This window comes from Streptomyces sp. DSM 118878 (genome assembly GCF_052936595.1).
This window is the reverse complement of record NZ_CP193622.1, coordinates 7,056,709-7,083,556: the sequence shown is the minus strand read 5'-3', so window position 1 is coordinate 7,083,556 and position 26,848 is coordinate 7,056,709. Positions and strand designations below refer to the sequence as shown.

25 protein-coding genes are annotated in these 26,848 nt (G+C 71.0%); 15 read left to right on the top strand and 10 right to left on the bottom strand.

Annotated elements, in window-relative coordinates; translation table 11 throughout:
* The first annotated feature begins 4 nt into the window (after nucleotides 1-4).
* From ACRAKF_RS31120 to ACRAKF_RS31085, 8 genes are all read left to right on the top strand, one after another.
* A complete protein-coding gene (locus tag ACRAKF_RS31120; RefSeq protein WP_447042258.1) occupies nucleotides 5-1,234 on the top strand; it encodes an FAD-dependent monooxygenase in 1,230 nt (409 codons plus the stop codon).
* A gap of 44 nt (nucleotides 1,235-1,278) precedes the next feature.
* Nucleotides 1,279-2,574, top strand: a complete 1,296-nt coding sequence (locus tag ACRAKF_RS31115) for a VWA domain-containing protein (RefSeq protein ID WP_447040967.1) — start codon at nucleotides 1,279-1,281, stop codon at nucleotides 2,572-2,574.
* Nucleotides 2,574-3,365 (top strand): hypothetical protein, encoded by a 792-nt coding sequence (locus tag ACRAKF_RS31110; RefSeq protein WP_447040966.1) that lies wholly within the window; start codon nucleotides 2,574-2,576, stop codon nucleotides 3,363-3,365. Before ACRAKF_RS31115 ends, ACRAKF_RS31110 begins: the two co-directional genes overlap by 1 nt.
* Nucleotides 3,366-3,476: 111 nt before the next feature.
* Nucleotides 3,477-4,070 (top strand): histidine phosphatase family protein, encoded by a 594-nt coding sequence (locus tag ACRAKF_RS31105; RefSeq protein WP_447040964.1) that lies wholly within the window; start codon nucleotides 3,477-3,479, stop codon nucleotides 4,068-4,070.
* 130 nt (nucleotides 4,071-4,200) lie between these two features.
* Nucleotides 4,201-4,836 carry a hypothetical protein gene (locus ACRAKF_RS31100; protein ID WP_447040962.1) on the top strand — a complete coding sequence of 212 codons (636 nt, stop codon included), beginning with the start codon at nucleotides 4,201-4,203 and terminating at the stop codon, nucleotides 4,834-4,836.
* 93 nt (nucleotides 4,837-4,929) lie between these two features.
* Nucleotides 4,930-5,352 carry an acyl-CoA thioesterase gene (locus ACRAKF_RS31095; protein WP_447040960.1) on the top strand — a complete coding sequence of 141 codons (423 nt, stop codon included), beginning with the start codon at nucleotides 4,930-4,932 and terminating at the stop codon, nucleotides 5,350-5,352.
* Between the two features lie 229 nt (nucleotides 5,353-5,581).
* Nucleotides 5,582-6,406 carry an endonuclease I family protein gene (locus ACRAKF_RS31090; RefSeq protein WP_447040958.1) on the top strand — a complete coding sequence of 275 codons (825 nt, stop codon included), beginning with the start codon at nucleotides 5,582-5,584 and terminating at the stop codon, nucleotides 6,404-6,406.
* 162 nt (nucleotides 6,407-6,568) lie between these two features.
* Nucleotides 6,569-7,381: an SAM-dependent methyltransferase gene (locus ACRAKF_RS31085; RefSeq protein WP_447040957.1), complete on the top strand. Its 813-nt coding sequence runs from the start codon at nucleotides 6,569-6,571 to the stop codon at nucleotides 7,379-7,381.
* Between the two features lie 69 nt (nucleotides 7,382-7,450).
* Here ACRAKF_RS31085 and asnB read toward each other — a convergent pair whose 3' ends face one another.
* The 5 genes from asnB to ACRAKF_RS31060 all read right to left on the bottom strand — a co-directional run bounded on the left by asnB (nucleotide 7,451) and on the right by ACRAKF_RS31060 (nucleotide 14,874).
* Nucleotides 7,451-9,286 carry an asparagine synthase (glutamine-hydrolyzing) gene (gene asnB / locus ACRAKF_RS31080; protein WP_447040956.1) on the bottom strand — a complete coding sequence of 612 codons (1,836 nt, stop codon included), beginning with the start codon at nucleotides 9,284-9,286 and terminating at the stop codon, nucleotides 7,451-7,453.
* 71 nt (nucleotides 9,287-9,357) lie between these two features.
* Complete coding sequence (locus ACRAKF_RS31075) at nucleotides 9,358-10,617, bottom strand: nucleotide sugar dehydrogenase (protein WP_447040955.1); 1,260 nt, start codon at nucleotides 10,615-10,617, stop codon at nucleotides 9,358-9,360.
* An 88-nt stretch (nucleotides 10,618-10,705) separates the two neighbouring features.
* Nucleotides 10,706-12,115 carry an MFS transporter gene (locus ACRAKF_RS31070; protein ID WP_447040953.1) on the bottom strand — a complete coding sequence of 470 codons (1,410 nt, stop codon included), beginning with the start codon at nucleotides 12,113-12,115 and terminating at the stop codon, nucleotides 10,706-10,708.
* Complete coding sequence (locus ACRAKF_RS31065; protein ID WP_447040951.1) at nucleotides 12,108-14,000, bottom strand: NAD-dependent epimerase/dehydratase family protein; 1,893 nt, start codon at nucleotides 13,998-14,000, stop codon at nucleotides 12,108-12,110. The genes ACRAKF_RS31070 and ACRAKF_RS31065 overlap by 8 nt, the downstream gene beginning before the upstream one ends.
* 100 nt (nucleotides 14,001-14,100) lie before the next feature.
* Nucleotides 14,101-14,874: a phytanoyl-CoA dioxygenase family protein gene (locus tag ACRAKF_RS31060; RefSeq protein WP_447040949.1), complete on the bottom strand. Its 774-nt coding sequence runs from the start codon at nucleotides 14,872-14,874 to the stop codon at nucleotides 14,101-14,103.
* 641 nt (nucleotides 14,875-15,515) lie between these two features.
* On the opposite strand from ACRAKF_RS31060, the gene ACRAKF_RS31055 reads away from it, so the two are divergent.
* Entirely contained in the window at nucleotides 15,516-16,139 is a 624-nt protein-coding gene (locus ACRAKF_RS31055; protein ID WP_447040947.1) for a hypothetical protein, read from the top strand.
* 22 nt (nucleotides 16,140-16,161) lie between these two features.
* Complete coding sequence (locus ACRAKF_RS31050) at nucleotides 16,162-16,719, top strand: dihydrofolate reductase family protein (RefSeq protein ID WP_447040946.1); 558 nt, start codon at nucleotides 16,162-16,164, stop codon at nucleotides 16,717-16,719.
* On the opposite strand, the gene ACRAKF_RS31045 is transcribed toward ACRAKF_RS31050, so the two are convergent.
* Nucleotides 16,705-17,079: a winged helix-turn-helix transcriptional regulator gene (locus ACRAKF_RS31045; protein ID WP_447040944.1), complete on the bottom strand. Its 375-nt coding sequence runs from the start codon at nucleotides 17,077-17,079 to the stop codon at nucleotides 16,705-16,707. The two genes, ACRAKF_RS31050 and ACRAKF_RS31045, sit on opposite strands and share 15 nt — an antisense overlap.
* A gap of 169 nt (nucleotides 17,080-17,248) precedes the next feature.
* Nucleotides 17,249-18,673 (bottom strand): MATE family efflux transporter, encoded by a 1,425-nt coding sequence (locus tag ACRAKF_RS31040; RefSeq protein ID WP_447040942.1) that lies wholly within the window; start codon nucleotides 18,671-18,673, stop codon nucleotides 17,249-17,251.
* A 117-nt stretch (nucleotides 18,674-18,790) separates the two neighbouring features.
* Here ACRAKF_RS31040 and ACRAKF_RS31035 point away from each other — a divergent pair, with 117 nt between their 5' ends.
* The gene (locus tag ACRAKF_RS31035; protein WP_447040941.1) at nucleotides 18,791-19,336 is read left to right on the top strand and encodes a PadR family transcriptional regulator; all 546 of its coding nucleotides are present in this window, start codon (nucleotides 18,791-18,793) and stop codon (nucleotides 19,334-19,336) included.
* On the opposite strand, the gene ACRAKF_RS31030 is transcribed toward ACRAKF_RS31035, so the two are convergent.
* Nucleotides 19,326-20,273 carry an RNA polymerase sigma-70 factor gene (locus tag ACRAKF_RS31030; protein WP_447040939.1) on the bottom strand — a complete coding sequence of 316 codons (948 nt, stop codon included), beginning with the start codon at nucleotides 20,271-20,273 and terminating at the stop codon, nucleotides 19,326-19,328. The two genes, ACRAKF_RS31035 and ACRAKF_RS31030, sit on opposite strands and share 11 nt — an antisense overlap.
* A 191-nt stretch (nucleotides 20,274-20,464) precedes the next feature.
* Here ACRAKF_RS31030 and ACRAKF_RS31025 point away from each other — a divergent pair, with 191 nt between their 5' ends.
* The 4 genes from ACRAKF_RS31025 to ACRAKF_RS31010 all read left to right on the top strand — a co-directional run bounded on the left by ACRAKF_RS31025 (nucleotide 20,465) and on the right by ACRAKF_RS31010 (nucleotide 23,919).
* On the top strand, nucleotides 20,465-21,229 hold the full coding sequence (locus ACRAKF_RS31025) for an SDR family oxidoreductase (protein ID WP_447040938.1): 765 nt from the start codon (nucleotides 20,465-20,467) through the stop codon (nucleotides 21,227-21,229).
* Nucleotides 21,230-21,363: 134 nt separating this feature from the next.
* A complete protein-coding gene (locus ACRAKF_RS31020; protein WP_447040937.1) occupies nucleotides 21,364-22,455 on the top strand; it encodes an FAD-dependent monooxygenase in 1,092 nt (363 codons plus the stop codon).
* 127 nt (nucleotides 22,456-22,582) lie between these two features.
* Nucleotides 22,583-23,434 (top strand): chitosanase, encoded by an 852-nt coding sequence (locus tag ACRAKF_RS31015; RefSeq protein WP_447040936.1) that lies wholly within the window; start codon nucleotides 22,583-22,585, stop codon nucleotides 23,432-23,434.
* Nucleotides 23,435-23,517: 83 nt separating this feature from the next.
* Nucleotides 23,518-23,919: a DUF4440 domain-containing protein gene (locus ACRAKF_RS31010; RefSeq protein WP_447040934.1), complete on the top strand. Its 402-nt coding sequence runs from the start codon at nucleotides 23,518-23,520 to the stop codon at nucleotides 23,917-23,919.
* Between the two features lie 25 nt (nucleotides 23,920-23,944).
* Here ACRAKF_RS31010 and ACRAKF_RS31005 read toward each other — a convergent pair whose 3' ends face one another.
* Together ACRAKF_RS31005 and ACRAKF_RS31000 are read right to left on the bottom strand one after the other, a co-directional pair.
* Nucleotides 23,945-25,339 carry a nucleobase:cation symporter-2 family protein gene (locus ACRAKF_RS31005; protein ID WP_447040933.1) on the bottom strand — a complete coding sequence of 465 codons (1,395 nt, stop codon included), beginning with the start codon at nucleotides 25,337-25,339 and terminating at the stop codon, nucleotides 23,945-23,947.
* 136 nt (nucleotides 25,340-25,475) lie between these two features.
* The gene (locus tag ACRAKF_RS31000; RefSeq protein ID WP_447042257.1) at nucleotides 25,476-26,843 is read right to left on the bottom strand and encodes a nucleobase:cation symporter-2 family protein; all 1,368 of its coding nucleotides are present in this window, start codon (nucleotides 26,841-26,843) and stop codon (nucleotides 25,476-25,478) included.
* Between the last annotated feature and the right edge of the window lie 5 nt (nucleotides 26,844-26,848).

Here is a 26,848-nt window from a genome sequence, read left to right as displayed (position 1 = left end):
GATGATGCGTGGGGGCAGGGTCGCCGTCGTGGGGGGCAGCATCGCCGGATGTGCGGCGGCGCTGGCCGCGCACCGCGGCGGCGCCGATGAGATCACCGTGTACGAGCGCGCGACGAGTGACCTGGCGGACCGCGGGGTGGGCCTCGCGGTGCACGACGCGCGGTACGCGGAGCTGGAGTCGGCCGGGTACCTGGACGCGGGCATGGCGTGGGTGCAGATGAGGCGGCGGCGCTGGTACGTGCGCGACGGCTCCACCGCCTCCCCGGTGGGCCGGGAGATCGCGGAGATGCCCTTCCCGTTCCGTACGTACAACTGGGGACCGCTGTGGCGCGAGTTGCGCGACCGGGTCCCCGGGGCCGCGGTCTTCCGGGCGGGCACTCCGGTGCAGGCGCTGCGCCCCGGGGCCGACGGCATCCGGGTGGGGACCTCCGCGGGCTCCGAGCGCTTCGACCTGGTCATCGGCGCGGACGGCTACCGCTCGACGGCCCGCGCGGCGGTCTTCGGCGACGTACGCCCCGCGTATGCCGGATACCTCGCCTGGCGCGGCGCCTTCCCCGAGGACCGGCTCGCCGATCCGGCGCTGTGGCCCGGCGAGATCTGCGCGTACGTCGTCTTCCCCGGCGGCCACCTCATCGTCTACCGCATCCCGGACGGGTCCGGCGGCCGCCGCGTCAACTGGGTCCTGTACACCGCGCCGCCCCCGGACCTGGACCTCGGGCTCGGCCTCGACCTGCGGCTCACCGGGCCCGCGAGCCTGCCGCCCGGCGGCCTCACCGAGGCACTCACCGCGCATCTGCGGCACGTGGCCGACGAGCTGCTGCCGCCGTACTGGGGCGCGCTGCTGCACGCGACGGCACCCGGCGAACGGTTCCTCCAGCCCCTGTACGACTTCGCGGCGCCGCACTGCACGGCGGGCCGCGTCCTACTGACGGGCGACGCGGCGGCGGTGGCCCGGCCGCACACCGGCGCGGGCGCGGTGAAGGCGCTCCAGGACGCGACGGTCCTGGAGTCCTGTCTCGCGGCGGCGGACACCTGGGACGAGGCCCTGAGCGCGTACGACAGGGACCGCACGCTCTCCGGCCACGCGATGGTGGACCTCGGGCGCCGGCTCGGCGACGCGCTCGTCCTGGCCACGCCGGACTGGCGGACCATGGACCGGACGGCGCTGGAGACCTGGTGGAAGCAGGCGGACGGCGCCGGAGTCTTCGGCGGCCGGGAGCTGAAGCCCTCGTAGCCGCCGTTTTGGGGATGTGCCGCCATGATCAATAAGATCCGGCGATGATCACAAGACAACGGCCGGCGGCCTGGGCTCTCGCCCTGCTCGCCGCCCTGACCGCCGGGCTCGTCACGGCGGGCCCCGCAGCCGCCGACGACGACGGCGACGAACCCGCACAGCCCTCCCCCAAGGTCGAGCTGGTCCTCGACGTCAGCGGCTCCATGCGGGCCCGCGACATCGACGGCACATCACGCATGGCCGCCGCGAAGCAGGCCTTCAACGAGGTGCTCGACGCCACCCCCGACGAGGTCGCGCTCGGCATCCGCACCCTCGGCGCCAACTACCGCGGCGACGACCGCAAGACGGGCTGCAAGGACACCGAGCTGCTCTACCCCGTGGAGCGGCTCGACGAATCGGGCCGCACCGACGCCAAGACCGCGGTGGCGACCCTGGCGCCGACCGGCTGGACGCCGATCGGCCCGACGCTGCTCAAGGCCGCCGACGACCTGACGGACGACACCGCCGAGCGCAGCCGCCGCATCGTGCTGATATCCGACGGCGAGGACACCTGCCAGCCGCTCGACCCGTGCGTCGTGGCCCGTGAGATCTCCGCCAAGGGCATCCACCTGACCATCGACACCCTCGGCCTCGTCCCCGACGCCAAGACCCGTGAGCAGTTGAGCTGCATCGCGGAGGCGACCGGCGGTACGTACACCTCGATCCGGCACACCGACGAACTGGCCGGCCGCGTCAAGCAGTTGGTGGACCGCGCCGCCGACCCGGTGGTCACCCCGGTGGAGGCCAAGGGTGGTGCCCGGTGCACCGACGCGCCCGAGCTGAAGTCGGGCCTCTACACCGACCGCGAGAAGTTCGGCGAGCACCGCTGGTACCGCGTGGCGGTCCCCGCGGGCAAGGAGCTGCGCGCCTCCGTGAGCGTCTCGGCCGACCGTGCCGTCAACCCCGACTACGGCGTGCTGCTGCGGGCCGAGACACCGGGCGGACGCGAGATCGTACGCGGCCAGGAGTCCGGCGACGGCCGCACGGACGTCATCTCCACCGGCCTGCGCCACCCGACCCCCGAAGCGGACGACGAGGACGAGGAGGGCACCGCCGAGACCGTCTGTCTGCGCGTCAGCAACTCCTTCTCGGCGCCCGCCTCGGTGAAGACCGCACCAGGTCTGCCGATCGAGCTGGCCGTCGACCTGGTCGACTCCCCCGACGAGGCGTCCGACGTGGCGTCCTTCGGACTCGGCCACGGCTGGTGGCTGCTCGGCCTGCTCGTGCTCGTCGGCTTCCTCGCCGGGCTGATCTGGGGCTGGGTCTCACGCTGGCGTCTCGCGGTCTGGAGGACCAACTGATGCGTACGACACGTGTGCTGCGCCGGGCGCTGCTGCTGGCCGGTGCGGCGCTCCTGACCTTCTCCGGAACCGCGTCCGCCGCCGGTGACGGTGCCGGCGACGACAAGAGCGACGCCCCCTCCGAGGCGGGCACCTCCTTCCGCACCGCCACCGCGATCCGCCAGGACCAGGAGGCCACCGCGGACGCGTCCACGGGCGACTACCTGTACTGGGCGTTCCCGGTGGACGCCGGACAGCGGGCCACCGTGCACGCCACGGTGAAGCTGCCGGACGCCGCCGCCCGGCACGCGGCCTCCACCTGGCAGGTCGACGTCTACGACGGGCTGCGCCGCCGTCAGGCCTGCCGCCTCGGCACGCCGAAGAGGACCGCCGCGCAGGACGCCGCCTCGGTGTCCCTGTCCTGCTCGCTGCGGACGGTCAGGGCCTGGTCGGAGCAGTGGGCCAACGATCCGCTGCCGGGCACGTACTACCTGCGGCTCACGGTCACCGGCCTGAAGGCCGACGACCTCGGCCTGCCGGTACGGGCCGAGGCCAAGGTCACCGCGACCGACGCGGGCGGCGCGCAGGCCGTGGACGGGGCGCTCGCGGAGCCGCTGGTGCCGGGCGCGGGCTCGGACGAGCAGCGGCCCGCCGAGATGACCGAACCGGAGGACGGCTGGTCCTCCGGATGGTGGTCCTCGCGCTGGCTCTGGACGGGAGCCGGCGGTGTCCTCGCGGCCCTGGCGGGCGTCGGCGGCTACGCCCTGACGCGCGGCTCCGGCCGCCCCGCACGGGTGCCGCAGGGACTGTGAACCGCCGATGAGGCGAGTCCCGAGGGGCATCTGACCTGCGGGGCATGGCAGTCTCGGGGGTGGCGGTACCGCACGGCACCGCCACCCCCGGAAGAACAGGATTGGCGCGACATGGGCGATCTGCTCCTCGTCCGGCACGGCGAGACGGAGTGGTCCCTCTCAGGACAGCACACGAGCTGGACGGACATCCCCCTGACGGACAACGGCAGGGAGCAGGCCCGCTCGCTCGCCCCGCTGATCGGCAGGTTCCGGATCGGCACGGCGTTCACCAGCCCGCGGCAGCGCTCACGGGAGACCGCGGAGCTCGCCGGATTCCCGGACGCCCGCGTCGACCCCGACCTCCGCGAGTGGGAGTACGGGGCGTACGAGGGCGTCACGACCGTCGAGATCCACCGCACGCGGCCCAACTGGTACCTCTTCGACGACGGCGTCGCCCTCGGCCCGCCCGACCACCCCGGCGAGAACCCGGCGCAGGTGGGTGAGCGCGCCGACCGCATGCTGGCCAAGGTGGACGCGGCCCTCGCCAACTACGAGGGCAGTGTCGTCCTCTTCGCCCACAGCCACTTCCTCCGCGTCCTGACGGCCCGCCGCCTGGGTCTGCCGGTGTCCGGCGGCTCGATGTTCCTCCTGGCCACGGGCACGGTCTGCCGCCTGAGCACGGAGCACGGCCGACCCGTGGTGGCGAGCTGGAACCAGCGGCCGTAGCCAGACCGCGGCCTGCTCCACCGCGCTCCCAGAGGCCCGTTGTCAGTGCCGCGAGGCAGTATCGGAACCAGCAGACGGATGCGACGGCGTACGGAGCCGATGGACTCACGGGGGAAGGGGTGCACGCGCGGTGAAGCCACCCACGGCCGCCCAGCGGCGGATCATCGAGGCCGCGGACCCGGACACGGGCCGCCTGTCCGGCACGGAGGCCCAGCTCACGGCCCTGGTCCGGGCCCGGCTCGCCTTCCGCCATCCCCGGCCGCCGCGCGCGTTCTTCCTGACCCCCGCGGGCCATCGCCTGCGGGATGAGGGCGCGGCCCCCGCTGTCGCCCCCGAGCCGGCGGAGCCCGCACCGGCCGCCGGTGTCTTCGCCGCCCGCACCGGCACGGAGACGTCGGCGCCCGACAGCGAGGGCCCCGCGCGGGCGCGGGAGGTCCGCAGCGCCTGGGAGGGCCTCGTCGAGCTGCGCCGTATGACCAACCCCGACGGCTCCCGGGACCGCCCCTGCGCCTGGGAGCGCACGCATCTGGCCCAGGCGGCGGCCCTGGCCCTGGAGACCGCGGGCCGCTCCCCGGCGGCCCCCGACCGCGAGGGCTACGAGGTGACCGGCACCCCGCAGCCCGAGGCCGTCGCCGTGCGCGATCCGTCGCCGGAGGGGCTGCGGGCCTGTGCGGCGGCCCTGGAGCGGGCGGGCTGGCAGGTCGGTGAGTACGCGGGGGCGCGCGGCGGGGGCCGTTATCTGCTGGCCTCGCCGCGGAGGGCATGAGCCACCGGAATCGCACGCGGCGAAGCAGAGTTGGACCGGGCTGAACCGAGTCGAACGCACCGAGCACATCCGAGAGATACCGAAGGGAACACCGTGACAGAGCCGTTTTCCGTGCGCGTAGACGTCCGTGGGTACGAGACGGACACTCAGGGGCACCTCAACCAGGCCGTGTACCTCCAGTACGCCGAGCACGCCCGCTGGTCCCTGCTCCGCGCGGCGGGCATAGCCCAGAGCGACCTCCTCGACAAGGGCGTGGGCCCGGTCGCCCTGGAGAACACCGTCCGTTACCGCAGCGAGCTGCGCGCGGGCGACGAGACGACGGTGAGCTGCGCGTTTCTCTGGGGCGCCGGCAAGACGTTCCGCATCGAGCAGACGGTCACGAAGGCGGACGGCACGGTGGCCGCGACGTTCACCTCGGTGGGCGGCCTGATGGACCTCAAGGAGCGGCGGCTCGTGGCGGACCCGCGGGAGTACTTCAGAGCGCTGGCGAGCGAGCCCGCCCTGCTGGGGCTGTGAGCACGCGCCTCACGCCCCGCGCCAGGACGGCCGTGGTGGCCCGGACCGCCGGACGGCCAGAATGGCTGTGTACATGACATCGTCACCGAACCACCCCACACCGTTCACACGATCGTACGCACATCCGTGCCACTCTCCCGGTGACTGACCAGTCAACTCGCGTAGACCGCGCGCCCCTTGGGCGGACGCGCGGCGCGCGAGGTCGGATTCGGGAGAGGACACCCCCCACATGCCCGTCCCGCGCGTACGCCGCTGGAAACCCCTGGCCCTGGCCGCCGCCGCGGTGCTCGTCGGCATCACCGTGCCGACCGCCGCCACGGCCACCGCGTCCCCCGCCCCGGCGGCGGCGCCCGCAGCCGTCGGCGCCTATGACGACACGTACTACCAGGACGCGCTCGGCAAGAGCGGCCCCGAGCTCAAGTCCGCGCTGCACACGATCATCAGCGACCAGACCAAGCTGTCGTACGCCCAGGTCTGGGACGCCCTGAAGGCCACCGACCAGGACCCGGCCAACAGCTCGAACGTCATCCTGCTCTACAGCGGCACCTCGCGGAGCAAGAGCGCGAACGGCGGCGACCAGGGCGACTGGAACCGTGAGCACGTCTGGGCCAAGTCCCACGGCGACTTCGGCACGTCGACCGGTCCGGGCACCGACATCCACCACCTCCGCCCCGAGGACGTCAAGGTCAACAGCATCCGCGGCAACAAGGACTTCGACAACGGCGGCGGCGCGGTGGGCGGCGCCCCCGGCAACCTCACCGACGGCGACTCCTTCGAGCCCCGTGACGCGGTCAAGGGCGACGTCGCCCGCATGATCCTCTACATGGCCGTGCGCTACGACGGCGAGAGCGGCTTCCCCGACCTGGAGCCCAACGACAAGGTCGACAACGGCAGCGCCCCCGCCATCGGCCGCCTCTCGGTCCTGAAGCAGTGGAGCGAGGAAGACCCGCCGGACGCCTTCGAGAAGAACCGCAACCAGGTCATCTTCGACAAGTACCAGCACAACAGGAACCCGTTCATCGACCACCCGGAGTGGGTGCCGGCCATCTGGTGACCCGACCGCGACACGACCGCACGGCCCGCGGCCAAGCGGGCTGCCGCGGGACCGAGTTGCCGTCCTGCCCCGAGGGGCAGGGCGGGAACCCGCGGCGGGGGCCGACCGTCTAGATTGATGCTTGATCGTCGAACTTCGACGCAGGTTTTCAGGGAGGCTCCCGTGTCCGACCACGACCCGCAACTCGACTCCGCCGCCGAGATCCGCGCGCGAATCGACACCAGCAAGCCGCACTCGGCGCGGTTCTGGAACTATTTCGTGGGCGGCAAGGACAACTACGAGAAGGACCGCGAACTGGGCGACCACATCAAGGAGATCTTCCCCGGCCTGGTCGACGTGGCCCGCCACAGCCGTCTCTTCCTGGGCCGCGCGGTCACCCACCTCGCGGGCGAGCAGGGTATCCGGCAGTTCCTCGACATCGGCACCGGCCTGCCCACGGCGGACAACACCCACCAGGTCGCGCAGAGCGTCGCCCCGGACTCCCGCATCGTCTACGTGGACAACGACCCGCTGGTCCTCGCGCACGCCCGCGCCCTGCTGACCAGCACGCCCGAGGGCGAGACGGCGTACATCGACGCGGATCTGTACGACCCCGACGCGATCCTGCGGGAGGCGTCGAAGACCCTGGACCTCTCCCAGCCGGTCGCCCTGATCATCCTCAACACCCTCGGCCACGTCGCCGATCACGGCAAGGCCCGTGACCTGGTCACCCGCCTCCTGGCCGGGCTGGCGTCCGGCAGTCACCTCGTCATCAGCGACTCCACGGCCACCAGCGACGGCATGATCGCGGCGTCGAACGAGTACAACAGGAGCGGCGCGATCCCGTACTACGTCCGCAGCGTCGAGGAGATCGGCGCCTTCTTCGACGGCCTCGAACTCCTGGAGCCGGGCGTCGAGCAGGTCACGCGCTGGCGCGCGGAGACGGCGGACCCGGTGCGGGTCGACGCCTATGGAGCGGTGGGGCGCAAGCCGTAGAAGGACGAGGAAGGCGGGCCGGTGCCGATCGGCGGGCACCGGCTCGCCCTCCTCATGCCTCCGCGGTGATCAGAGGGTGATGGCGACGTCGTAGGTGCGCAGCCATGCGTCGAGTTGGAGCGTCGTCTCCAGGGCCGCCCGGCTCATGCCCTTCTCCAGCGCCGCGGGCCCGTTCCGGCGGAGGCCCTCGGTGAGGCCGGGGGCCAGGTAGTCGGTGAGGGGACTGGAACCGTCCTGGACGAGATGTGCCAGCCGCTCGCGGAGGGTCTGGTTGTAGGCCTCCGCGCGGATGGAGGGGTAGGGGGTCTTGACGCGCTGGGAGATGGCTTCGGGCAGCAAATCCTTCATGGCTGCCCGCAGCAGGCTCTTCTCGCGTCCGTCGAAGCTCTTCATGGCCCACGGGATGTTGAAGGTGTACTCCACGAGGCGGTGGTCGGCGAAGGGCACCCGCACCTCCAGCCCACAGGCCATGCTCATCCGGTCCTTGCGGTCGAAGAGCACCTGCGCGTGGCGGGTGAGCGCCAGGTAGGTGACCTCCCGGTAGCGGGCCTCGTCCGGGTCGTCGAGATGCTCGTGCGCGGAGATCTCGGCCACCGCGGCGCTGTGGCAGTCACGTTCGTAGGAGTCGAGGTCGAGCTTGGCGAGGAGCTCGGGGGCGTACAGGACGTCGTTGCCCTGGTAGTTGTGCCGGCCTTCGTGGACCCAGGGGAAGGTGGGGGCGAACACTGCGTCGGGGTCGCGCTGCCAGCGGTAGCCGCCGAAGACCTCGTCGCCGCATTCTCCCGAGAGCGCGACGGTGGAATGCCCGCGGACGATGCCGAACAGCATGTGGAGCGAGGCGTGTTCGTCGCCCTTGGCCAGGGGGAGATCGTAGGCGTCGAGCACGGACGCCCTCAGTTCCGGTGCGAGCAGGTCGGGTGCGCGCAGGGGCAGTTCGCTGTGCAGGGACCCGACGTGCTCGGCCAGCAGGCGCGCGTAGACGTGGTCTTGGTTCGCGTCCGCTCCGGCCGTGCCGTCGATGTCCGGGTCGCTGACCGAGCAGGAACGTATCGGTCCGATGCCCTTGCGGCGTCCGACCCGGGCGGCGAGTGCGGTGAGCGAGCTGGAGTCGAGGCCTCCGGAGAGCAGGGTGCACAGCGGCACGTCCGAGACCATCTGCTGTTCGACCACTGATTCGAGCAGGGTGCGCACCGTGGAGATGGTCTGCTCCAGGGAGTCGGTGTGCTCGGCGACCCGCAGCCGCCAGTAGCGGTTCTCCGTGAGCCCCGCCCGGTTGACACGGACGGTGCATCCCGCCGGAACCTCTCGCATGCCGCGGAACATGGCATGCCCGGGCACCTTCGCCACCGAGAGGATGTCGCGGAGCCCGTCGGCGTCGACCTCGGCCTTGAACGCGGGGTGGGCGAGGATCGCTTTGGGCTCGGACCCGAAGAGGATCCCTGTCGGGGTCTGGGCGTAGTAGAGGGGCTTGACCCCCATGCGGTCGCGGACCAGGACGAGCTCCTGGCGCCGGGTGTCCCAGACGGCGAAGGCGTAGATGCCTTCGAGGCGGTCCGCGAGCGCGGGGCCCCACTGAAGGTAGGCGCGGAGGACGACCTCGGTGTCGCTGCGCGTCGTGAACCGGTGGCCGAGGGCGCTGAGCTGGGTGCGCAGCTCCCGGAAGTTGTAGGTCTCGCCGCTGTAGGTCAGTACGGCAGCCGGGGCGGCGGGGTCGTCGGCGGCCATGGGCTGGCAGCCGCCTTCGAGGTCGATGACGGACAGGCGCCGGTGGCCGAGGGCCGCGTGGCGGTCGGTCCACAGCCCCTCCGCGTCGGGGCCGCGGCGGGACATGGTGTCCGTCATGGCCTGTGCCAGGCCCCTGTCGACGGGGTGGGCGAAGTCCACCCACCCTGCTATACCGCACATGACTTTGCTCCTGACAGTGATGAGTGGATGAGTGATGGTCCGGGCCGGGAGGAAGTGGGCTGCCGCCGGTACTACAGGCGTGCGACGTTCGCCTGCACACGGGCGGTGCCCCGGGTGTCGAGCAGCCGGGGCGCGCGGCGCTCGATGGTCTCCATGTCGAAGACGGAGTGCCGCTGGAGGAGGATCGCCAGCTCGGTGCCGTCCAGGGCGGCCGTCAACTCCGGTTCGGACCGCACGGGTGTGCCGTCGACCTCCCAGGCGGGAACGTGCGGGTCGTGGTAGGAGACTTCGGCGCCCAGGGTGCGCAGCCTTCTGACGACGTCCCGGGCGGAGGTCTCACGCTGGTCGGCGATGTCCGCCTTGTACGTGACGCCGAGGAGCAGGACCCTTGCTCCGCTGAGGGTGGTGCCGCTCGCGTCGAGGAGGAGCTGTGCCCGCTCGACCACGTAGCGCGGCATGCGGGTGTTGATCTCTTGGGCCAGCTCGACCATGCGGAAGGGGTAGCCGAGCGTACGGACCTTGTGGGCGAGGTAGTTGGGGTCGATCGGGATGCAGTGCCCGCCCACGCCGGGGCCGGGGCGGAACGCCTGGTAGCCGAAGGGTTTGGTGGCGGCGCAGGAGATGGAGTCCCAGAGGTCGATGCCGAGTTCGTGCGAGAAGATGGCCATCTCGTTGACCAGGGCGATGTTGACGTGCCGGTAGGTGTTCTCGATGAGCTTGGCCATTTCGGCCTCGCGGGTGCCGGCGGCCTGGACGACGACGTCGACGAACTTTCCGTAGAAGGCGGCGGCGACGGTGGCGCAGTCGGGCGTGTATCCGCCGACGACCTTGGGGGTGTTGCGGATGCCGTAGATCTTGTTGCCCGGGTCGACGCGTTCGGGTGAGAACGCCAGGTGGAAGTCCGTGCCGCCCTTGAGCCCCGACTTCTCGAGGAGGGGCAGGACCACCTCGTCGGTGGTGCCGGGGTAGGTCGTCGATTCGAGCACCACCAGGGTGCCCGGTCGCAGATGGCGGCTGATCATGGTGCAGGCGCTTTCGACCATGGCCAGGTCAGGGCCGCCGTGCGGGGACAGCGGGGTGGGGACGCAGATGACGACGGTGTCCGCCTCGGCGACGACGTGCTCGTCGGTGGTCGCGGTGAAGCCCTGGGAACGCAGGGCCACCACGGCGGCGTCGTCGATGTCGTCCACGTGCGAGATGCCGTCGTTGAGCCTGGCCACGGTCTCGGCATTGCGGTCCAGGCCCGTGACGGTCAGGCCGCAGCGGCCGGCTTCGACCGCCAAGGGCAGGCCCACGTACCCGAGGCCTATGACAACGAGATCGCTGCGCACAGCGTGCTCCTTCTGAATGTGGAGTGGGGAGGGTGCGGGGGCGGGATTCGCCGGGATGGCTCTCTGTCTCAGTTGCTCTCGGTTGCTCTCAGTTGCTGCGCGCGCGGACGGCCACGAGAGCCACGAGGAGCGTGGGCACCAGCAGCAGCGCGAACGCGGTCGCATAGCCGCCGAGCGTGCTCGTGCCTATGGCCAGGCAGCCGTTGAGGACCGCGGTGGCGAGGGCGAGGATCACGACCTGCCCGAGGTTCATGTTGGTCTGCATCGCGCTGGTGGTGTGTCCCTGCCGGTGCGGTGCGCTGTGGCTGAGGGAGAGGACCGTGACGCAGGGGTCGAGCAGGCCCATGCCGACGGCGGCGAGCGGCATGGCCGCGACCGCGGTGTACGGGGACACGCCGGAGAAGCTGCCCATCACCGCGAAGCCGACGGACGCGGCCATGACCAGCGCTCCGACGGTGACGAGCCGATGGCGGGCCACATGCTGGAGGAGGTTGCCCTGTACCCAGGAGGCACCCGCCCACAGGACGGCGGAGACGGTGAACGCCACACCGACCACCACCGCGTCGACGTCGCGCTCCGTGATCAGCATCAGGGGCACGAGCGCCTCGACGGTGAAGTAGCTGCCGGAGGTGAGTCCGCGCATGAGCACCGCGGTCGGCAGCCCCCGCGCGCTGCTCCACGTACCCGGGGGCAGCAGCTTGGGGGCGAACGCCACCAGGAGCGCGACGCCCACGGCGACGAAGGGCAGGTGGTGGAGATCCCACTCGGACACGCCGTACTGGCCGAGCGCCGCTCCCAGGCTGAGGAGTGCGGCGACCAGCAGCGGCGGACGCGCGGCGCGTTCTTCCTTGGGCGGGAGGTCGGCGGGGGCGGAGTCCTGGCCGCCCGCGGGGCTCGACCGCAGGACGAACACCAGGACGACGGCGGGCAGCGCGGTGAGCGCGGCGAGGCCGTAGAAGACCGCACGCCAGGACCAGATTTCGGCCACCACACCGGCGAGGGGCGGGCCGACCAGCGACGGAATGACCCAGCTCGCGCTCATCATGGCCAGCATGCGGGGGCGCAGGTACTCCGGGTAGGACTGGCCGATCGCGGTGGTCACCGACACCGCGACCATCCCCGCGGCCAGGCCGTCGACGAACCGGCCCAGGGCGAGCTGCCAGATGGAGACGCTGGACGCGGACACCAGCAGCGTCACCACCGCCAGGACCATGCCCAGCGCCAGCGGACGGCGGGCACCGGCCCGGTCGGCCCAGTGTCCGCCCAGGACTCCGCCGAGGAGGCTGGCTGCCACGAAGCAGCCGGCGACCATCGGGAACAGCGGCACTCCGTCAAGGTCCTTCGCGGCGGTCGGCAGCGTGGGCACGACGGCCAGCGCGGCGAAGCCGGTGAGGAACATGACGACGGCGAAGGTCGTGGTCGCGGCGGCGTACCGCCGGGAGAAGAGTCCGGGTCCTGCGTCGGCGTCCTGGGCGAGACGGGTCTGCTCGTCAGGCATCGCTGCTCCGGTGCGGTGCCACCGTATCGGGGTCGTGGATGTCGCAGGCGAGCCACTGCGCGAGCGCGCGCGCCCCGCTGTGCAAGGACGCGGAGGGCCGCCAGCCCGTCTCCGCGGTGATCAGAGCGGTGGTCATACGGGGCCGGCTCTGGGTGGGGTCGGCGGGGCTCTGCTCCCACGGGGTGCGGCGCGCCGTCTCGGCGACGAGTTCCGCGAGTTCGGTCTCCTCGAAGTGCGCCGAGGCGACGTTGTAGACGGGCGAACGCGCCGGGCCCGCGAGGATGGCGGCGAGTGCTCCCGCGGTGTCGCGGTGGTCGACGATCTGGTGGTCGCGCCCTTCGACGAGGACCATGGGGCGGCGGGTCCAGGCCTGGAGCATCCAGGTGGCCATGACGCCCTCCAGCGGAGCGTGCGGCCCCACCTGCTCCGCGAGGCGGACGATCTGCACGGACGTGGCGGTCTCCGCGCCCCACCGCAGGAGCGCCTGCTCCTCGTCCCACCAGGCGGCCGCTTCCTCGTCGAGGGGGCGGGCGTGCAAGGCGTCCTCCGTGCCTCGGTCGGCCGCCGCGCCGCGGTAGACGGCGGCTGAGCCGAGGTGCACCACGCGCTGGATCCCCAGCTTCTCCGCGTGGGCGAGCGTTTCCGTCGTACGGGTTCCACGGTTGCGGTCGCCGAGGTGGATCAGGGCGCGGGGCGTCTGTCCCTCGTAGGTGCCGAGTTCGCCGACATAGGTCGCGCCGTGGCCCTCGTCCCCGAGCAGCCGGGCCAGTCGAGCGCCGAAGGCCCGGTCGCCACCGGTGACGACGACGGGATCGGTCATTGGGCCGGCCTCTGCCGTGAGCGGCAGACGGTGGTCCCCGCCGGCCGCCCGTGCCGCGCGGCCGGCGTCGAACGCCTCCAGGGCAAGTGCGCGGAGCCCGGGGATCAGATCGATGAGCTCTGCTCCGGTGTAGTCCTCGCAGAGGCCCCCGGGGCCCAGCGAGTCCATCACGGCACTCGCCACACCGGGGTCGACGGGGCCTGCGGCGAGGTCCTCGCAGACGACTCCCGTGGCGAAGGCCGTGAGCCATACGTGTCGGCGGGCCTCGGCGGGAAGTTCCGGCTGCCCGGCCTCGGCGAAGCCGCTGTCGCAGGCCTCCGCCATGTGGATGCGGCGCAAGTACGTCTCGGTGTCCAGGAACTCCCAGCGCTCCGCGTACCGCACGCCGCACTTGGCCTCGCCGTACTGGAAGAACGGCACCACCGGGAACGCGGGGGCAACCGTGTCGGTGACCTCGCCCGCCCGGTCGGTGAAGTACGTCGCTCGCCGCCATCCGTGCTTGCTGTTGCCGGCCAGGCTGGGAACGTCGTCGTGGTCCACGATGCTGGGAACCGCGAGCCGGACCGGTATCCGCAGCGTCTTGAGGTAGCGCTGCACCAGGACGTCGTACGGCCAGCCATCACCGTGCTCGGCCGCGAACCGGGCGTACCCTCGCGCCGCTTCGGCGGGGAGCATCAGCGCGAGTGACGGCACGTGTTCGTCGATGGCGTGGGCCCAGTGGGCGCCGGTCAGCGCTCCCAGGCGTACGACGCCGCTGTTGCGGCCTTCCCAGCCCTCGTAGAAGGCGACGGCTTCGCCGGGGAAGGCCGCGGCGGCCTGCTCGACATGGGGGAAGAATCCTTCGGCCAGGATCACGTCGTCCTGGAAGACGATGTGATGGGTCGCCTCCTCTCCCACGCAGCTCCAGGACGGATTGGCGGTCCGCAGGGCGGTCGGGGGCCCCGAAGGGTCGGGGTCCGTGATGACCTGGATGCGGCCCCGGGCATCCAGCGCGGCGATCTCCTGTGCCGCGGCAAACCTTCTGGGGTGGGTCATCACCGCGCCTGTGAGCACGACTGCCTTCACGGATCACCTTCCGGTTCGTCGGTGCCGGGCCGGCGGTGGGGGCCGGCCCGGCGATCTCGGGTTGCGTGTGCGGACGGGGCGTCGGCCCTCCGCCGCGCGATCAGTCCTGGGCGTCGGAGTTGCGGATCTGCCGCACGTTCTCGTTCAGGCCGTGATCGGCGCCTCGCTCGCGTTCAAGCTGGATCATGGCCGCGGGCCGGTAATTGAGGATGTACGCCCGGCGGGTACCGCTCGTGGTGTTTCCTCGCGAGTAGTGCAGGGTGGACCCGGAGTGCGCCACTGCCTCGCCCGCCCGCACGGGCACGGGGGTGGCGCCGGGCTCGTCCTCCGAGCAGTCGCACTCGATGTTCTTGCCGTCGCTGGTGGGTCGGTGCGGCCGGATCGGCTTCTTGTGGGAGCCCTGGACATACCACATGCAGCCGTTGTCCAGGCTCGCGTCGTCCATCGCTATCCAGATCGAGACGGCGCGGCGGTCGGGCATGTCGACCCAGTAGGCCGCGTCCTGGTGCCACGGGGTCGCCACAGCCGTGTGCGGATCCTTGTGGATCATCATGTCGAAGTCGAGTTCCGCGTCGTCCCCGATGAGTTCGCGAGCGACCGCCAACGCCTTGTTGTGCAGCGGGAGTTCACGCAGAGGGGGATGGAGCGCGGACGGCCACATGATCTGTGTGATGTTCTCGCGCACCCCCTCCTTGCGTGCGACGTGAGAGCCGAGGTCGGACCGCTTGTCCCCGGTCTCGATGTCTCCGCTCAGGAGCCGGTCGTAGATCGCCCTGTAGACGTCGAGATCACCCGGCGAGATGACTTCTCCCACCACGGCGTATCCGTCGTCTGCGAACTTCTGGGCCAACTCGGAAACCACTTGCGTGGTCAAACTGAACAACCCCTTCGTTACCTATGTTTCGTCGGCGCAGCGTTGCGTGGAAAACGCTGCATAGCATGGACGGAGCAGCCGACTACGGGAATTCGACGAGGCCTCCACAAGTTGGTCTATACCTGTGGGCCGGTTCCGGACACTAGGCGAGACTTCGTCGGCGGGTCAAGGTCATTTGCCTGGTCAGGACGCCAACGGACCGGATCGCACACCAAGTTGAGAAGTCACCAACCCTCGTACCATCCCTGCTCAGAGTGCATACCACCTCACTCACAGCGAGCACGGCACCGCGGTCGGGCGTTGCAAAGATCGCTATGGCCGGGCATGATCCACCCGGCGAAGAAATTGGCACGGCATCGCCGAAAAGGTCACCTATTCGCCCATCGGGCACGGAGACCGCCGTTCCACCGGCGCCGCCCGACGGTACTCGCGCAAGGGCGCGAAATATCGCACGAGTGACGCGGAACCCAAGTTCTCGCGAATACCGTGAAAGTACTTACTGGACGCGAAAAGCATGCGGCGCATGCGGAATGACCCAGAACGCACACAGAGCGACATAGCGAACGCAACGGACATCCAACGCACGCGTAACGGTCACCGGAACCATCGACCGTCGCAGCAGCACAGAATCGGAGAGAGCGGTGCCCAACAGTCCGCAGGTCCAGGCCGCAGTGCGGCGAAACCCCTATGCGTACATGCTGGACGACGCCGAACTCACGTCCCTGCTCCAGTCCTTGGGCGAACGGCGCGCCGAGAGCATCCTCCGGAACTCCACCACCACGCCGGGCCACGCCCCACGCGGCCCGTACCCCCGGCTCGCGATGGGTTTCGTCATCCTCGACCCGACGGCAGACGCCCGCGTCGGCCAAGCCGACGCCGTCCTGGGCGCCATCACCGTCGGGAGCGACGCCCGGGGCTTCCTCCCGAAGGCCGCGGCGAAGGCCTCAGCGCACCGCCGTCTCGGTCACAACAATGGAGTGGCCGTCCACACAGACCCCCACCTGCTCGGGAACGGGGCATTCCGCTACGGCCACTCCGCCGAAGTCCGTGGCCTCGTCGTCGCCGCCAGCTCCCAGACCCCCGATCAGGACCTCTTCGAGGCGTCCCGTCTCGCCACCGAGCTCGTCGAGGAACTCGCGGCCCGACACCTCGCGTTCGAATGGGAGCAGGGGGAGACCGACTGGCTCACCTCCGACGGCAAGGTCCCTGCCGAGTACACGGACATGATGGCCTGGTACCCGAACGGCAGCACCCGCCCGGAGTAGACCGGATTCTTGGAGGGTACGCATGAGCGATGTGAGCACCGGCACCGGCAAAGTGGTCGTGAACAGGGCGATGTCGCTGGACGGCTTCATCGCCGGCCCTGGCCACGCGATGGACTGGATCGCCGAGTACCTGACTGCGGACGTGTTCCCGGAGGTCATGGCGGCCACGGGCGCCATGCTCGTCGGCCGGGGCACGTACGAGGTCGCCAAGCGTATGGCCGACCAGGACACCGCCTACGACGGGGGACCACAGTTCGTCCTCACCCATGAGCCCCCCGGCGAACCGGACCCCACCGTCACGTTCCTCACCTGTGGGCTGGAGGAAGCCGTTGCCACGGCACGTGGCGCCGCGGGCGGCAGGAACCTGGAGATCCTCGGTGCCGACGTGGCCGCCCAGTGCCTGCGGCGCGGGCTCGTCGACGAGATCCTGGTGTATGTCCTGCCGGTGCTACTCGGCGACGGTGTCCGCTTCTCGCCCTCGACCCTCGGCAGGATCGACCTGGAACCTTTCGGCAACACCCGGTCGGGCGCCGTCACGATGCTCCGGTTCCGCGTGCGAAAGCAGTCACTGGCCGCGTGAGAGCTCGGCCACGTCGACCACGTCGGAGCCCTCGCGGCGTATCCGTTCGCTGCCCCAGGCACCGAGCGGCCCGAGCGCTTGGTTGAGCGTGTGCCCGTGCTCGGTCAGGGAGTACTCCACCCGTGGCGGCACCTCGGCATAGACCTTCCGGTGCACCACTCCGTCCTCCTCCAACTCACGCAGGTGCTGGGTCAGCATCTTCTCGCTCACTCCGGGCAGACCGCGACGGAGCTCGGCGAAGCGGCGTACGCGATGGGCGTCGAGCTCCCAGAGGATCAGCCCCTTCCACTTACCGCTGACCACGTCGAGCGCGGCGTCGATGCCACAGATGTAAGGCCCGCGTCTCGGCGCCTTGGCCATCACTGGTCCCCTTACTGAAAGGTAAGTACCGCAGGAAATAGTGGGTACTTCCCAGCGTAGTGGCGCGGCCTCGGCCCGATGGGCCGGGCGGTGCGGTCGAGGCGAGTGACCTCGTGTTCCTCACACGCGAGGCGGCGACCTGGGCAGCGCGGGAATGAAGGCCGCGGAGTCACTGCCGGAGCTGCTCGCCTCCGCCGACTCGATCGGCGCCATCCTCACGTCGGCCGACCACATCGTCGAAACCATCATCGACGGCATCCGAACACCGCGCTGATCCGGACCTCCCGCGACCGAGACGAGCGAGCGCCGCGCACTGGAGAGCGACGGCACACGCCATGGCCAGGCAGATCCCGGGGAGCCCGTAGCCCACCAGCGCGTGGCCCAGGGCCAGTTGGACGACGGAGCCGTACGCCGTGACGCGGGCCAGGGCCGGACTGCCGCCGCTGCCCTCGAAGGCACCGGCCACCCCGATGAAGCACGCGAGCAGCACCAAGTACGGCCCCAGACACCGCAGATGGAGCGCCCCGGCGTCGGCCACCTCGCCCCCGGCTCCGAAGGCCCGCATGATCCAGGGCGCGGCGGCGAGCAGTGTCACGGCGGCCGCCAGGCCGAGTGCCCCGGCGGCGACGAGCGCCTGGCGGCCGACCGCCCGCCACTCGTCGCGCCCGGCGCCCAGCAGGTGGGCGGTGTGGATGGCGGCGGCCTGGCGTACGGAGTAGAACGCCATGGTCGCGACGTACATGACCTTCGTCGCGATGCCGTACGCGGCGACCTCGTCCACGCCGATCCGGGCGACGACGGCGACGAGCGCGAGCGAGCCGGCCATGCGGACGACGAAGTCGGCGGACATGGGCAGCCCGGTCGCGGCCGTCCGCCGCGCGTCGGCGGCGAGCGCACGGGCCGCCGGGAGCCCGCCGCGTCGGCGCCCCACCCTCGACGGGCCGCGCCACGAGCGGCGGAGCGAACGGCGCAGCACCGCCAAGCCGCAGATCAGCGCCACCGTACGGCCGGTGACCGTGGCGATCGCCGCCCCGCGCACACCGAGATCGAGTCCGAGGATGAGCAGGGGGTCCAGGACGAGGATCAGCCCGTTGGCGAGCAGGGAGAGCCGCATCGGCGTACGAGTGTCGCCCGAGCCCTTGAGGATTCCGTCGACGACGTTCGTGGCGAAGTAGACCGCCACGCCGGGCAGCGCGACGGCGAAGTACTCCGCCGCGAGGTGCGGCGCCCGGCCGCCGTCGCCGAGGACCAGACGGGCGAGCGGCTCGCGGCAGACGTAGCCGCCGACGGCGACCACGGGGGTGAGCAGCGCCCACAGCGCCCAGCCCCCGCGCACCGCGGACCGCGCCGCCGCCACGTCCTTCGCCCCACGGGCACGGGCCATCAGCACCGTCGTACCGGAACCGGCCATGAGGATGACCCCGAGCAGGACGTTCTCGACGTTCGTGGCGACGGCCACCGCGGCGACGGCGTCCCCGCCGAGCCCCGCCACCCACACCATGTTGATGATCCCGGCCGCGACTCCCGCCAGGAGTTCGCAGTAGACCGGCAGGGCGAGCGACACCAGCCGCCGCCGGTGCTCCTTCGCACTCATGACCTTCCCCCTTTTCGCTGTACCTCGATTCGAGGTACAGCGAAAAGAGATAGCATCATCCGCGGGGAAGGGACAAGGGCCGACGACCGAGAGTTCAAGGGACAAGGAGCGCCGCACGTGCTGGAGTTGACGATTCTGGGCTTCCTCCACGAGGAAGCCCTGCACGGTTACGACCTCAAGGCCCGCATCCAGGACCTGAACGGCCACATCCGGCCGGTGAGCGACGGCGCCCTCTACCCGGCGATCAACCGGCTGGCCAAGGCCGGCCTCGTCGAGCAGCGCAGCGAACCCGGCAGTGGCGCCGCGCCCCGCCGGGTCCTCTCCCTCACCGGGGCGGGCCGTACGCGGCTGCTCGCGCGGCTGCGGGAACCCAAGGACGTGGAGATCACCGACGGGCAGCGGTTCTTCACCCTGCTCGCGTTCCTGCGGCACCTGCCCGACCCGGCGGAGCAGGCCGCGGTGCTCCGCCGCCGCCAGGCCTTCCTCGACGCCCCGGCGAGCTTCTTCTACCGGGACGGGGAACCCGTGCGCGCGGAGGACGCGCCGGATCCGTTCCGCCGGGGCATGCTGCGGATCGCCCGTGCCACCGGCCGGGAGGAGAAGGCGTGGCTGGCCGAGACCATCGCCGCGCTCGATCCGCCGACTCGCGGGATCAGCGGCTGACGGCGGCCTCCCGGGTCACACGCGACAGCTTGTCGGGGTTGCGGACGTGGTAGGCGCCTGTGACCCAGCCGTCCTCGACGCGCACGGCCACGACGCCGTCGACCTGCCCTTCGACCCGGACGAGGAGGGCTGGGCCGCCGTTGATCTGTACCGGCTCCAGCGACCTCGCGGCGTCGCGCCTCCACCAGCCGCCGGCCAGGAGGCGGGCGACCTTGTCCGCGCCCACGATGGGCCGCAGCAGGGCGTGCCGGACCCCGCCGCCGTCGCTCAGGGCGACGACGTCGGGGGCGAGGATGTCGAGCAGGCTCTGCAACTCCCCGGTCTCCACCGCCTGTTGGAAGGCGTGGAGCGCGGCCCGGGTCTGGGCCGGGGAGGCCGTGCCGCGTGGCCGGCGTGCGGCGACGTGCGCCCGTGCCCGGTAGGCGAGTTGGCGGACCGCCGCGGGGCTCTTGCCGACGGCTTCGGCGATCTCGTCGTACGCGAGGTCGAATACCTCGCGGAGCACGAAGACCGCGCGTTCGACCGGCGTGAGCGTCTCAAGGACCAGCAGCATCGCCATCGAGATGCTGTCGGCCAGTTCGACGTCCTCGGCCACATCCGGCGCGGTCAGCAAGGGCTCGGGCAGCCACGGGCCGACGTACGCCTCCTTGCGCCGGCCGAGCGCGCGCATCCGGTCGAGCGCCTGACGGGTGACGATCTGCACCAGGTACGCACGTTCCTTCCGCACCGTCGCCGGATCGACGGCCGTCCACCGCAGCCAGGCCTCCTGTAGTACGTCCTCGGCGTCGGCGGCCGAACCGAGGATCTCGTAGGCGACGGTGAACAACAGATTGCGGTGGGCCACGAACACCTCGGTGGCGGCGTCCGGCACCGCCGCCCGGGCAGCGCCGTCCAGCGGCTCGGGCGTGTCCGCCGTCCGTCCCCCGCACTCGCTCATCCCAGCTCCCGTCCGTCCGCTCCCCCGCCATGCGCAGCCATGGTCCGTGCATGAGACGTCGGTGCCGAGTCGCCCGTAACACTCGCGACGGGTGGCCTGCGTCACACCGCCGCCGGTGTTACGGGCGACGGGGGGCCGACGTCTCGTGTGTGTCAGGACGCCGTGCGTACGCATCGAGAAGGGCAGGGAACATGAGCAGCAGCAAGTTCGCCGTGGCAGGAGCGACCGGTCGGCTGGGACGCCACGTCGTGGACGTTCTCACGGAACGGGGGCACACGGTCGTGCCGATGTCCCGTGCCACCGGCGTGGACGTGATCACCGGCAAGGGCCTGGCCGACGCGCTCATCGGTGTCGACGTCATCATCGACGTCGCGTCATGGCACGCCTCAGACCAGGAGGCCGCCACGGACTTCTTCCGTACCGCCACCGGCAACCTGCACGAGGCCGGCCGCCGCGCGGGAGCCGAGCGGATCGTCGCCGTGTCCATCATCGGCGCGGACAAGGCCACCGCCGGTTTCCTCGCCGCCCAGCAGGTGCACGAGGAGGTCAATCTGTCCGGCCCGCTGCCCGCCCGCATCCTGCGGGCCGCGCAGTTCCACGAGTTCGTCGGTCAGGTCCTGGACTGGCGGCAGGGCGACGTCGCCTACGTCCCCGCCCTGCCCACGCAGCTCGTGGCCTGCCGCACCGTGGCCGAGACGCTGGCCGACCTGGCCATCGACCCCCACGCCGCGCAGCCGGGCCCCGGTGCGCCGATCCCCGAGGTCGCCGGACCCCGCAGGGAGACCCTGGCCGAAGCGGCCCAACTCCTCGGCGCCCGCCGGGGCATCGAGGTGGTGGCGGTCGACGGCTCCGGCATGCCCGATGCCGAGATCGCGGCGGCCGGCGGGTTCCTGCCGGGCCCGCACGCCGAGCTCGCCGGCCCCACGTTCCGGGAGTGGCTCGAAACCCAGCCCTGACCCGGCCGGCCGGCCGTCCGTCCAACCAAGGCAATAACCGTTAGGAACGTGCATCGGTTATAAAACACTAACGGTTAGTGTTAACTTTGCCGCATGAGGAGAGCGGCACACACCGGACGGCAAGAGGAGGAACGATGCGCACTGTGATCGTGGGAGCGGGTCTGGTCGGGCTCACCACCGCGGCCTCGCTGCGGCTGATCGGGCATGAGGTCATCGTGCTGGAGCACGCTCCGCAGGTGCGGGCCGCGGGGGCCGGCATCGGCCTGTGGCCCAACGCGCTGCGGGAGTTGGACGTCCTCGGCGTCGGCGACGACGTCCGGCGCATGGGCGAGACCGTCGACGCCTGGTTCTTCGACGCCGCCGGACATCCGATGCGCGCGGCCGGCTACGACCCGGCCGCCCACCAGTTCCTGATGGTGCCGAGGCCGGACCTGAACAACCTCCTCGCCGACACCGTCGGCAAGGACCAGATCCGCCTGGGGACACACGTCACCGGCTTCACCGAGCACGACACACACGTGGAAGTGCACGTCGCCGACGGTGCGCCGCTGCGGGCGGATCTGCTGATCGGCGCGGACGGCGTGTACTCCGACGTGCGCGCCTCCCTGGTGCCCGGCAGCGCGGCGGTCGCGCATGCGGGCAACTACGCCTGGCGGGCCGTGGTGCCCTCCGGGAACGAGCGGCCGGAGGGCACGTTCGTCACGATCGGCCCCGCGCGGACCCGAGGCGGCTACACGCGGGTGGCGCAGGGCCAGACCATGTGGTGGATCGGCCAGTTCGACGCCGGTGAACTGGTCGGCGGCAAGCGGGACCGCGCCCTGCGGCGGGCCCGCAACGTGGCCGAGTCCGGCTGGCACGACGAGCTTCTGGAGATGATCGCTTCGACGCCCGAGGAGTCCATCCTGGAGAATCAGATCATGCTCGTCCCCGAGCTGCCGCGCTGGACGACCGCCCGGGTCGCGCTGATCGGGGACGCCGCGCACGGCCTGTCCCCGCACATCGCGGCGGGCGGCACCCTGGGCATCGAGGACGCCGGAGTGCTCCGCGCCGAACTGGCGAGCGGGTCCGGCACGGCCGCCGCCCTCGCCCGCTACGAGAGCGCCCGCCGCTCCCGGTTCGAGCGGGTCCGCGAGCACTCCGCCGCGGTCGAGCACGCCGACGGGGCCGCCGAATCCGCCGAGCGCTACGCCGCCTTCACCCACTGGATGATCAACGCGACGACGTGATGACGTGGCTAGCGGCCCGGGCACCCCCGCCGACCTCCGCTTGACGGGTATACGTCACACCGAATCTCTGGTAGGAAACCTTCCTAACAGTACGCGGATCGACGAACTCCCCACCCTGGAGGCCCTCGTGCAAACCCCCCACCCCCCGCACGCCTCGCACGCCTCGCTCACCTCGCGCCGCACCCTGCTCGCCCTCCTCGGCGCCACCGTCGTCGCGGGCCCGGTCATCGCCACGCGGACGGCGTCCGCCGGGCAGACCTCCGCGCGGGCCGCCGGGCTCGACGATCCGGCGAAGAAGGAGATCGCCATGAAGCTGATCTGCAGCGCCGAGAACTCCAGCCTCGACTGGAAGCGCTACTACCGCTACTGCGAGGACATCGGTGACGGCCGCGGCTACACCGCGGGCATCATCGGCTTCTGTTCCGGCACCGGCGACATGCTCGACCTCGTCGAGCTGTACACCCGGCGCAAGCCCGGCAACGTCCTCGCCACGTACCTGCCCGCGCTGCGCGAGGTCGACGGGACGGACTCGCACGACGGGCTCGACCCCCACTACAAGCGCGACTGGGAGCGGGCCGCCGAGGACCCGGCCTTCCAGCAGGCGCAGAACGACGAGCGCGACCGCGTCTACTTCAACCCGGCGGTCAAGCAGGGCAAGGCGGACGGCATCGGTGTGCTGGGCCAGTTCTGCTACTACGACGCCATCGTGATGCACGGCGACGGCGGCGACCCCACCAGCTTCCGCAACATCCGTAAGCGCGCGCTGCGTTCGGCCGCGCCGCCGGCGCGGGGCGGTGACGAGGTGTCGTACCTGAACGCCTTCCTCGACGCGCGCGTCTGGGCGATGAAGCAGGAGGAGGCGCACGAGGACACCAGCCGGGTCGACACCGCCCAGCGGGTGTTCGTGCGGAAGCGGAACCTCGGCCTGAACACTCCGCTGGAGTGGAAGGTGTACGGGGACTCGTACCGCATCGGCTGACCGGCCGGCCGGGTCGACGAGGACCGCGGCGGATTCGCCGACTCGGCCGCCGTGCGCGATGACGGGCGGTGTACTGTCCCGGCATGTCCCAGGCCGAGATAGACGCGCTCACAGCCGAGTTCTTCGGCTCCTTCGACAACCGTGACGGGAAGACCGCCGACGTCGCCCGGATCCGCCGGCTGATGCTGCCGGGCGGCGTCATCGTCGTGACCGCGCCGGAGTACCACGCGTTCACCGTGGAGGAGTTCATCGGGCCGCGCGAGGAGCTCCTTGCCGAGGGCGGCCGGGTGACCGAGTTCTCCGAGTGGGAGACCTCCGCGCGGACGGACATCACCGGTGGCGTCGCCTCACGCTTCGGTGAGTACGCCAAGGCCGGACTCCTGGAGGGCAAGCCGTTCGAGGGCGGCGGCACCAAGACCATCCAGTTCGTCCGCACCCCCGAGGGCTGGCGCATCTCGGCGTTCGCCTGGCACGACCGGCCCTGACCGCTTCGGCTCCGGACACGGGCTCTCAGTGCGTGACGGCGGCTTCGGCGTCCGCCGTCGCGGGGGCCGGACCCGCCTTCTTGCCCAGGTGGTTGAAGACGAGGTTCAGCGCCACGGCGAGCAGGCAGCCCGTGGAGATGCCGGAGCCGAGGACGATCTGGGCCCAGGCGGGGAACGCGTCGTAGAAGCCGTCGGACAGGGCGGGAGCCAGGCCCGCGCCCAGGGTGACGACCACGATGAGGGCGTTGTCGCCGCGGTGCAGATCCGCCTGGAGCAGCGTCTGGATGCCGCTGACGGCGATCGAGCCGAAGAGGAAGAGGCTGACGGCGGCGAGCACCGGCATCGGGACGACCGAGATCAGCGCCGCCGCGGCCGGGCTGAGGCCGATCAGGACGAGGATGGCGCCGCTGAGCGCGACGACGAAGCGGCTGCGCACCTTGGAGATCACGACCAGGCCGATGTTCTGGGCGAACGCGCTGGCGTGGAAGGCGTTGAAGAGGGGGCTGAGCGCGGAGCCGAGCGCGTCGGCGCGCAGGCCGCGGGCGATGGTCCTCTCGTCGACTTCACGGTCGACGATCTTGCCCAGGGCGATCATGTCGGCGGTCGACTCGGTGAGGATCACCAGCATCACGACGCACATCGAGATGATCGCGGGAAGGTTGAACTGCGGGGCGCCGAAGTGCAGCGGGGACGGGATGCCGACCGCGGCGGCGCCGTCCAGCTTCGGGAAGTCGGCGAGGCCCATGGGGATGGCGAGCAGCGTTCCGAAGACCAGTGCGAAGAGCATGCTGATCTGCTTGAGGAAGCCGCGCGTGAACCGCTGGAGCAGCAGCATGACCAGGACCGTGGCGCCCGCGAGTCCGATGCTCCTGGGCTCCGGGGTGCCGCTCGCCGAGTCGTCGACGATCCAGTCGTAGGCGATGGGGATCAGCGAGACGCCGATCAGGGTGATGACGGAGCCCGTCACGACGGGCGGGAAGAACCGGACGAGCCGTGAGAAGTACGAGCTGACCACAAGCCCGAAGAGACTGGAGACGATGATGGCGCCGAAGACGATCGGCATGCCCGCCTCGACGCCGCCCTGTGTGGCGATGATCGTCAGCATCACGCCGACGCCCGCGAACGAGACGCCGTTGACGAAGGGCAGCCGTGAGCCGATGAAGTTGCCGATGCCGAGCGTCTGGAGCAGGGTCGCGACGCCCGCCATCAGGAGGCTGCCGCCCATGAGTACGGCCGTGTCCCCCGGTGACATCTTCGCCGCGACGGCCACGACGAGCGGGACGGAGACCGCGCCCGCGTACATGGAGGCGACGTGCTGGAGGCTGGCGACGAGCATGCGGCCCGGCGGCAGGATCTCGTCGACCGGGTGGACCTCGGGGGCGGCGGCGCTCGCGTCCGCGGTCTTCGCTTCAGAACTCATGGATGGCGCTTCTTCCGTTGCGTGACGCCGGAAGCCGGCCCCGTTCCATGGGAGTTCACTGAGACGCGGAACAGGGCCAACGTAACCGACTGGAAAGTAACTTCCGCCATACGGTCGACGGCGCCACGACGTTACGTCAGTGCACCCCGGCAGCGGAAGACCCCTTGTGTGAGGAGTGCGTGCGCTGTTCGGCGATGGCCCCGCCGCCCTCCATCGGCGCCGTGACGTCGTCGTCCTCGCGGCCCTTGCCGATGTGGTTGAAGACCAGGTTCAGGAGGACGGCCGCCACGCAGCCCGTGGAGATGCCCGAGTCGAGGATGATCTTCGCGGTCTCCGGGAACGCGTGGTAGAACTCCGGCGCCGCGATCGGGATCAGACCGACGGCCAGCGAGACGGCCACGATCAGGACGTTGTTGTCCTTCTCCAGGTTGGCCTTGACCAGCGTCTGGATGCCGCTCGCCGCGACCGAGCCGAAGAGCACCACACCCGCGCCGCCGAGCACCGGACGCGGCACGACCGCGATCAGCGAGGCGGCCATCGGGCAGAGGCCCATCAGGACGAGGAAGCCGCCGCCGACGGCCACGACGTACCGGCTGCGGATCTTGGTCATCGCGACCAGGCCGATGTTCTGGGCGAAGGCGCTGCACATGAAGCCGTTGAAGAGCGGGCTGACGGCCGAGCCGAGACAGTCGGCGCGCAGACCCGCGGCGATCGTCTTCTCGTCGGCGGGACGGTCGACGATCTCACCGAGGGCGAGCATGTCGGCCGTGGACTCCGTCATCGAGACGACCATGACGACGCAGAGCGAGACGATCGCGGCGGCCGCGAACTGCGGGGCGCCGAAGTGGAAGGGCGACGGGAAGCCGACGATGTCCGCCTCGCCGATCGGGCTGAAGTCCGTGGCGTTGAACGGGATCGCGATGAGCGTGCCGACGACCAGGCCGAGCAGGACCGCGATCTGCTTGACGAAGCCGGTGGTGAAGCGGCGCAGCAGCAGCACGACGACGAGGGTGATGCCCGCGAGGCCGAGGTTCTTCATCGAGCCGTAGTCGTCGGCGCCCGGCACCGGACCCTGCGCCCAGCCGAAGGCGACCGGCATCAGCGAGATGCCGATGAGCGTGATGACCGTGCCGGTGACCACCGGCGGGAAGAACCGCACCATCTTGGAGAAGAACGGGGCGGCGATGAAGCCGAGGACGCCGGCGACGATCACCGCGCCGAAGATGATCGGCAGCGCGTCGTCCTTGTCCTTGGTGGAGTCGACGACGGCGAGCATGGGGGCGACACCGGCGAACGTGACGCCGTTGACGAAGGGCAGCCGGGCGCCGATCTTCCAGATGCCGAGCGTCTGGAGGAAGGTCGCGAGGCCCGCGGTGAAGAGGCAGGCGCCGGTCAGGAAGGTGAGTTCCTTCGCGGAGAGGCCGACAGCGGCGCCGACGATGAGCGGCGGTGCGACGACGCCCGCGTACATGGCGGCCACGTGCTGAAGGCCGGTGGTGGCCATCTTCA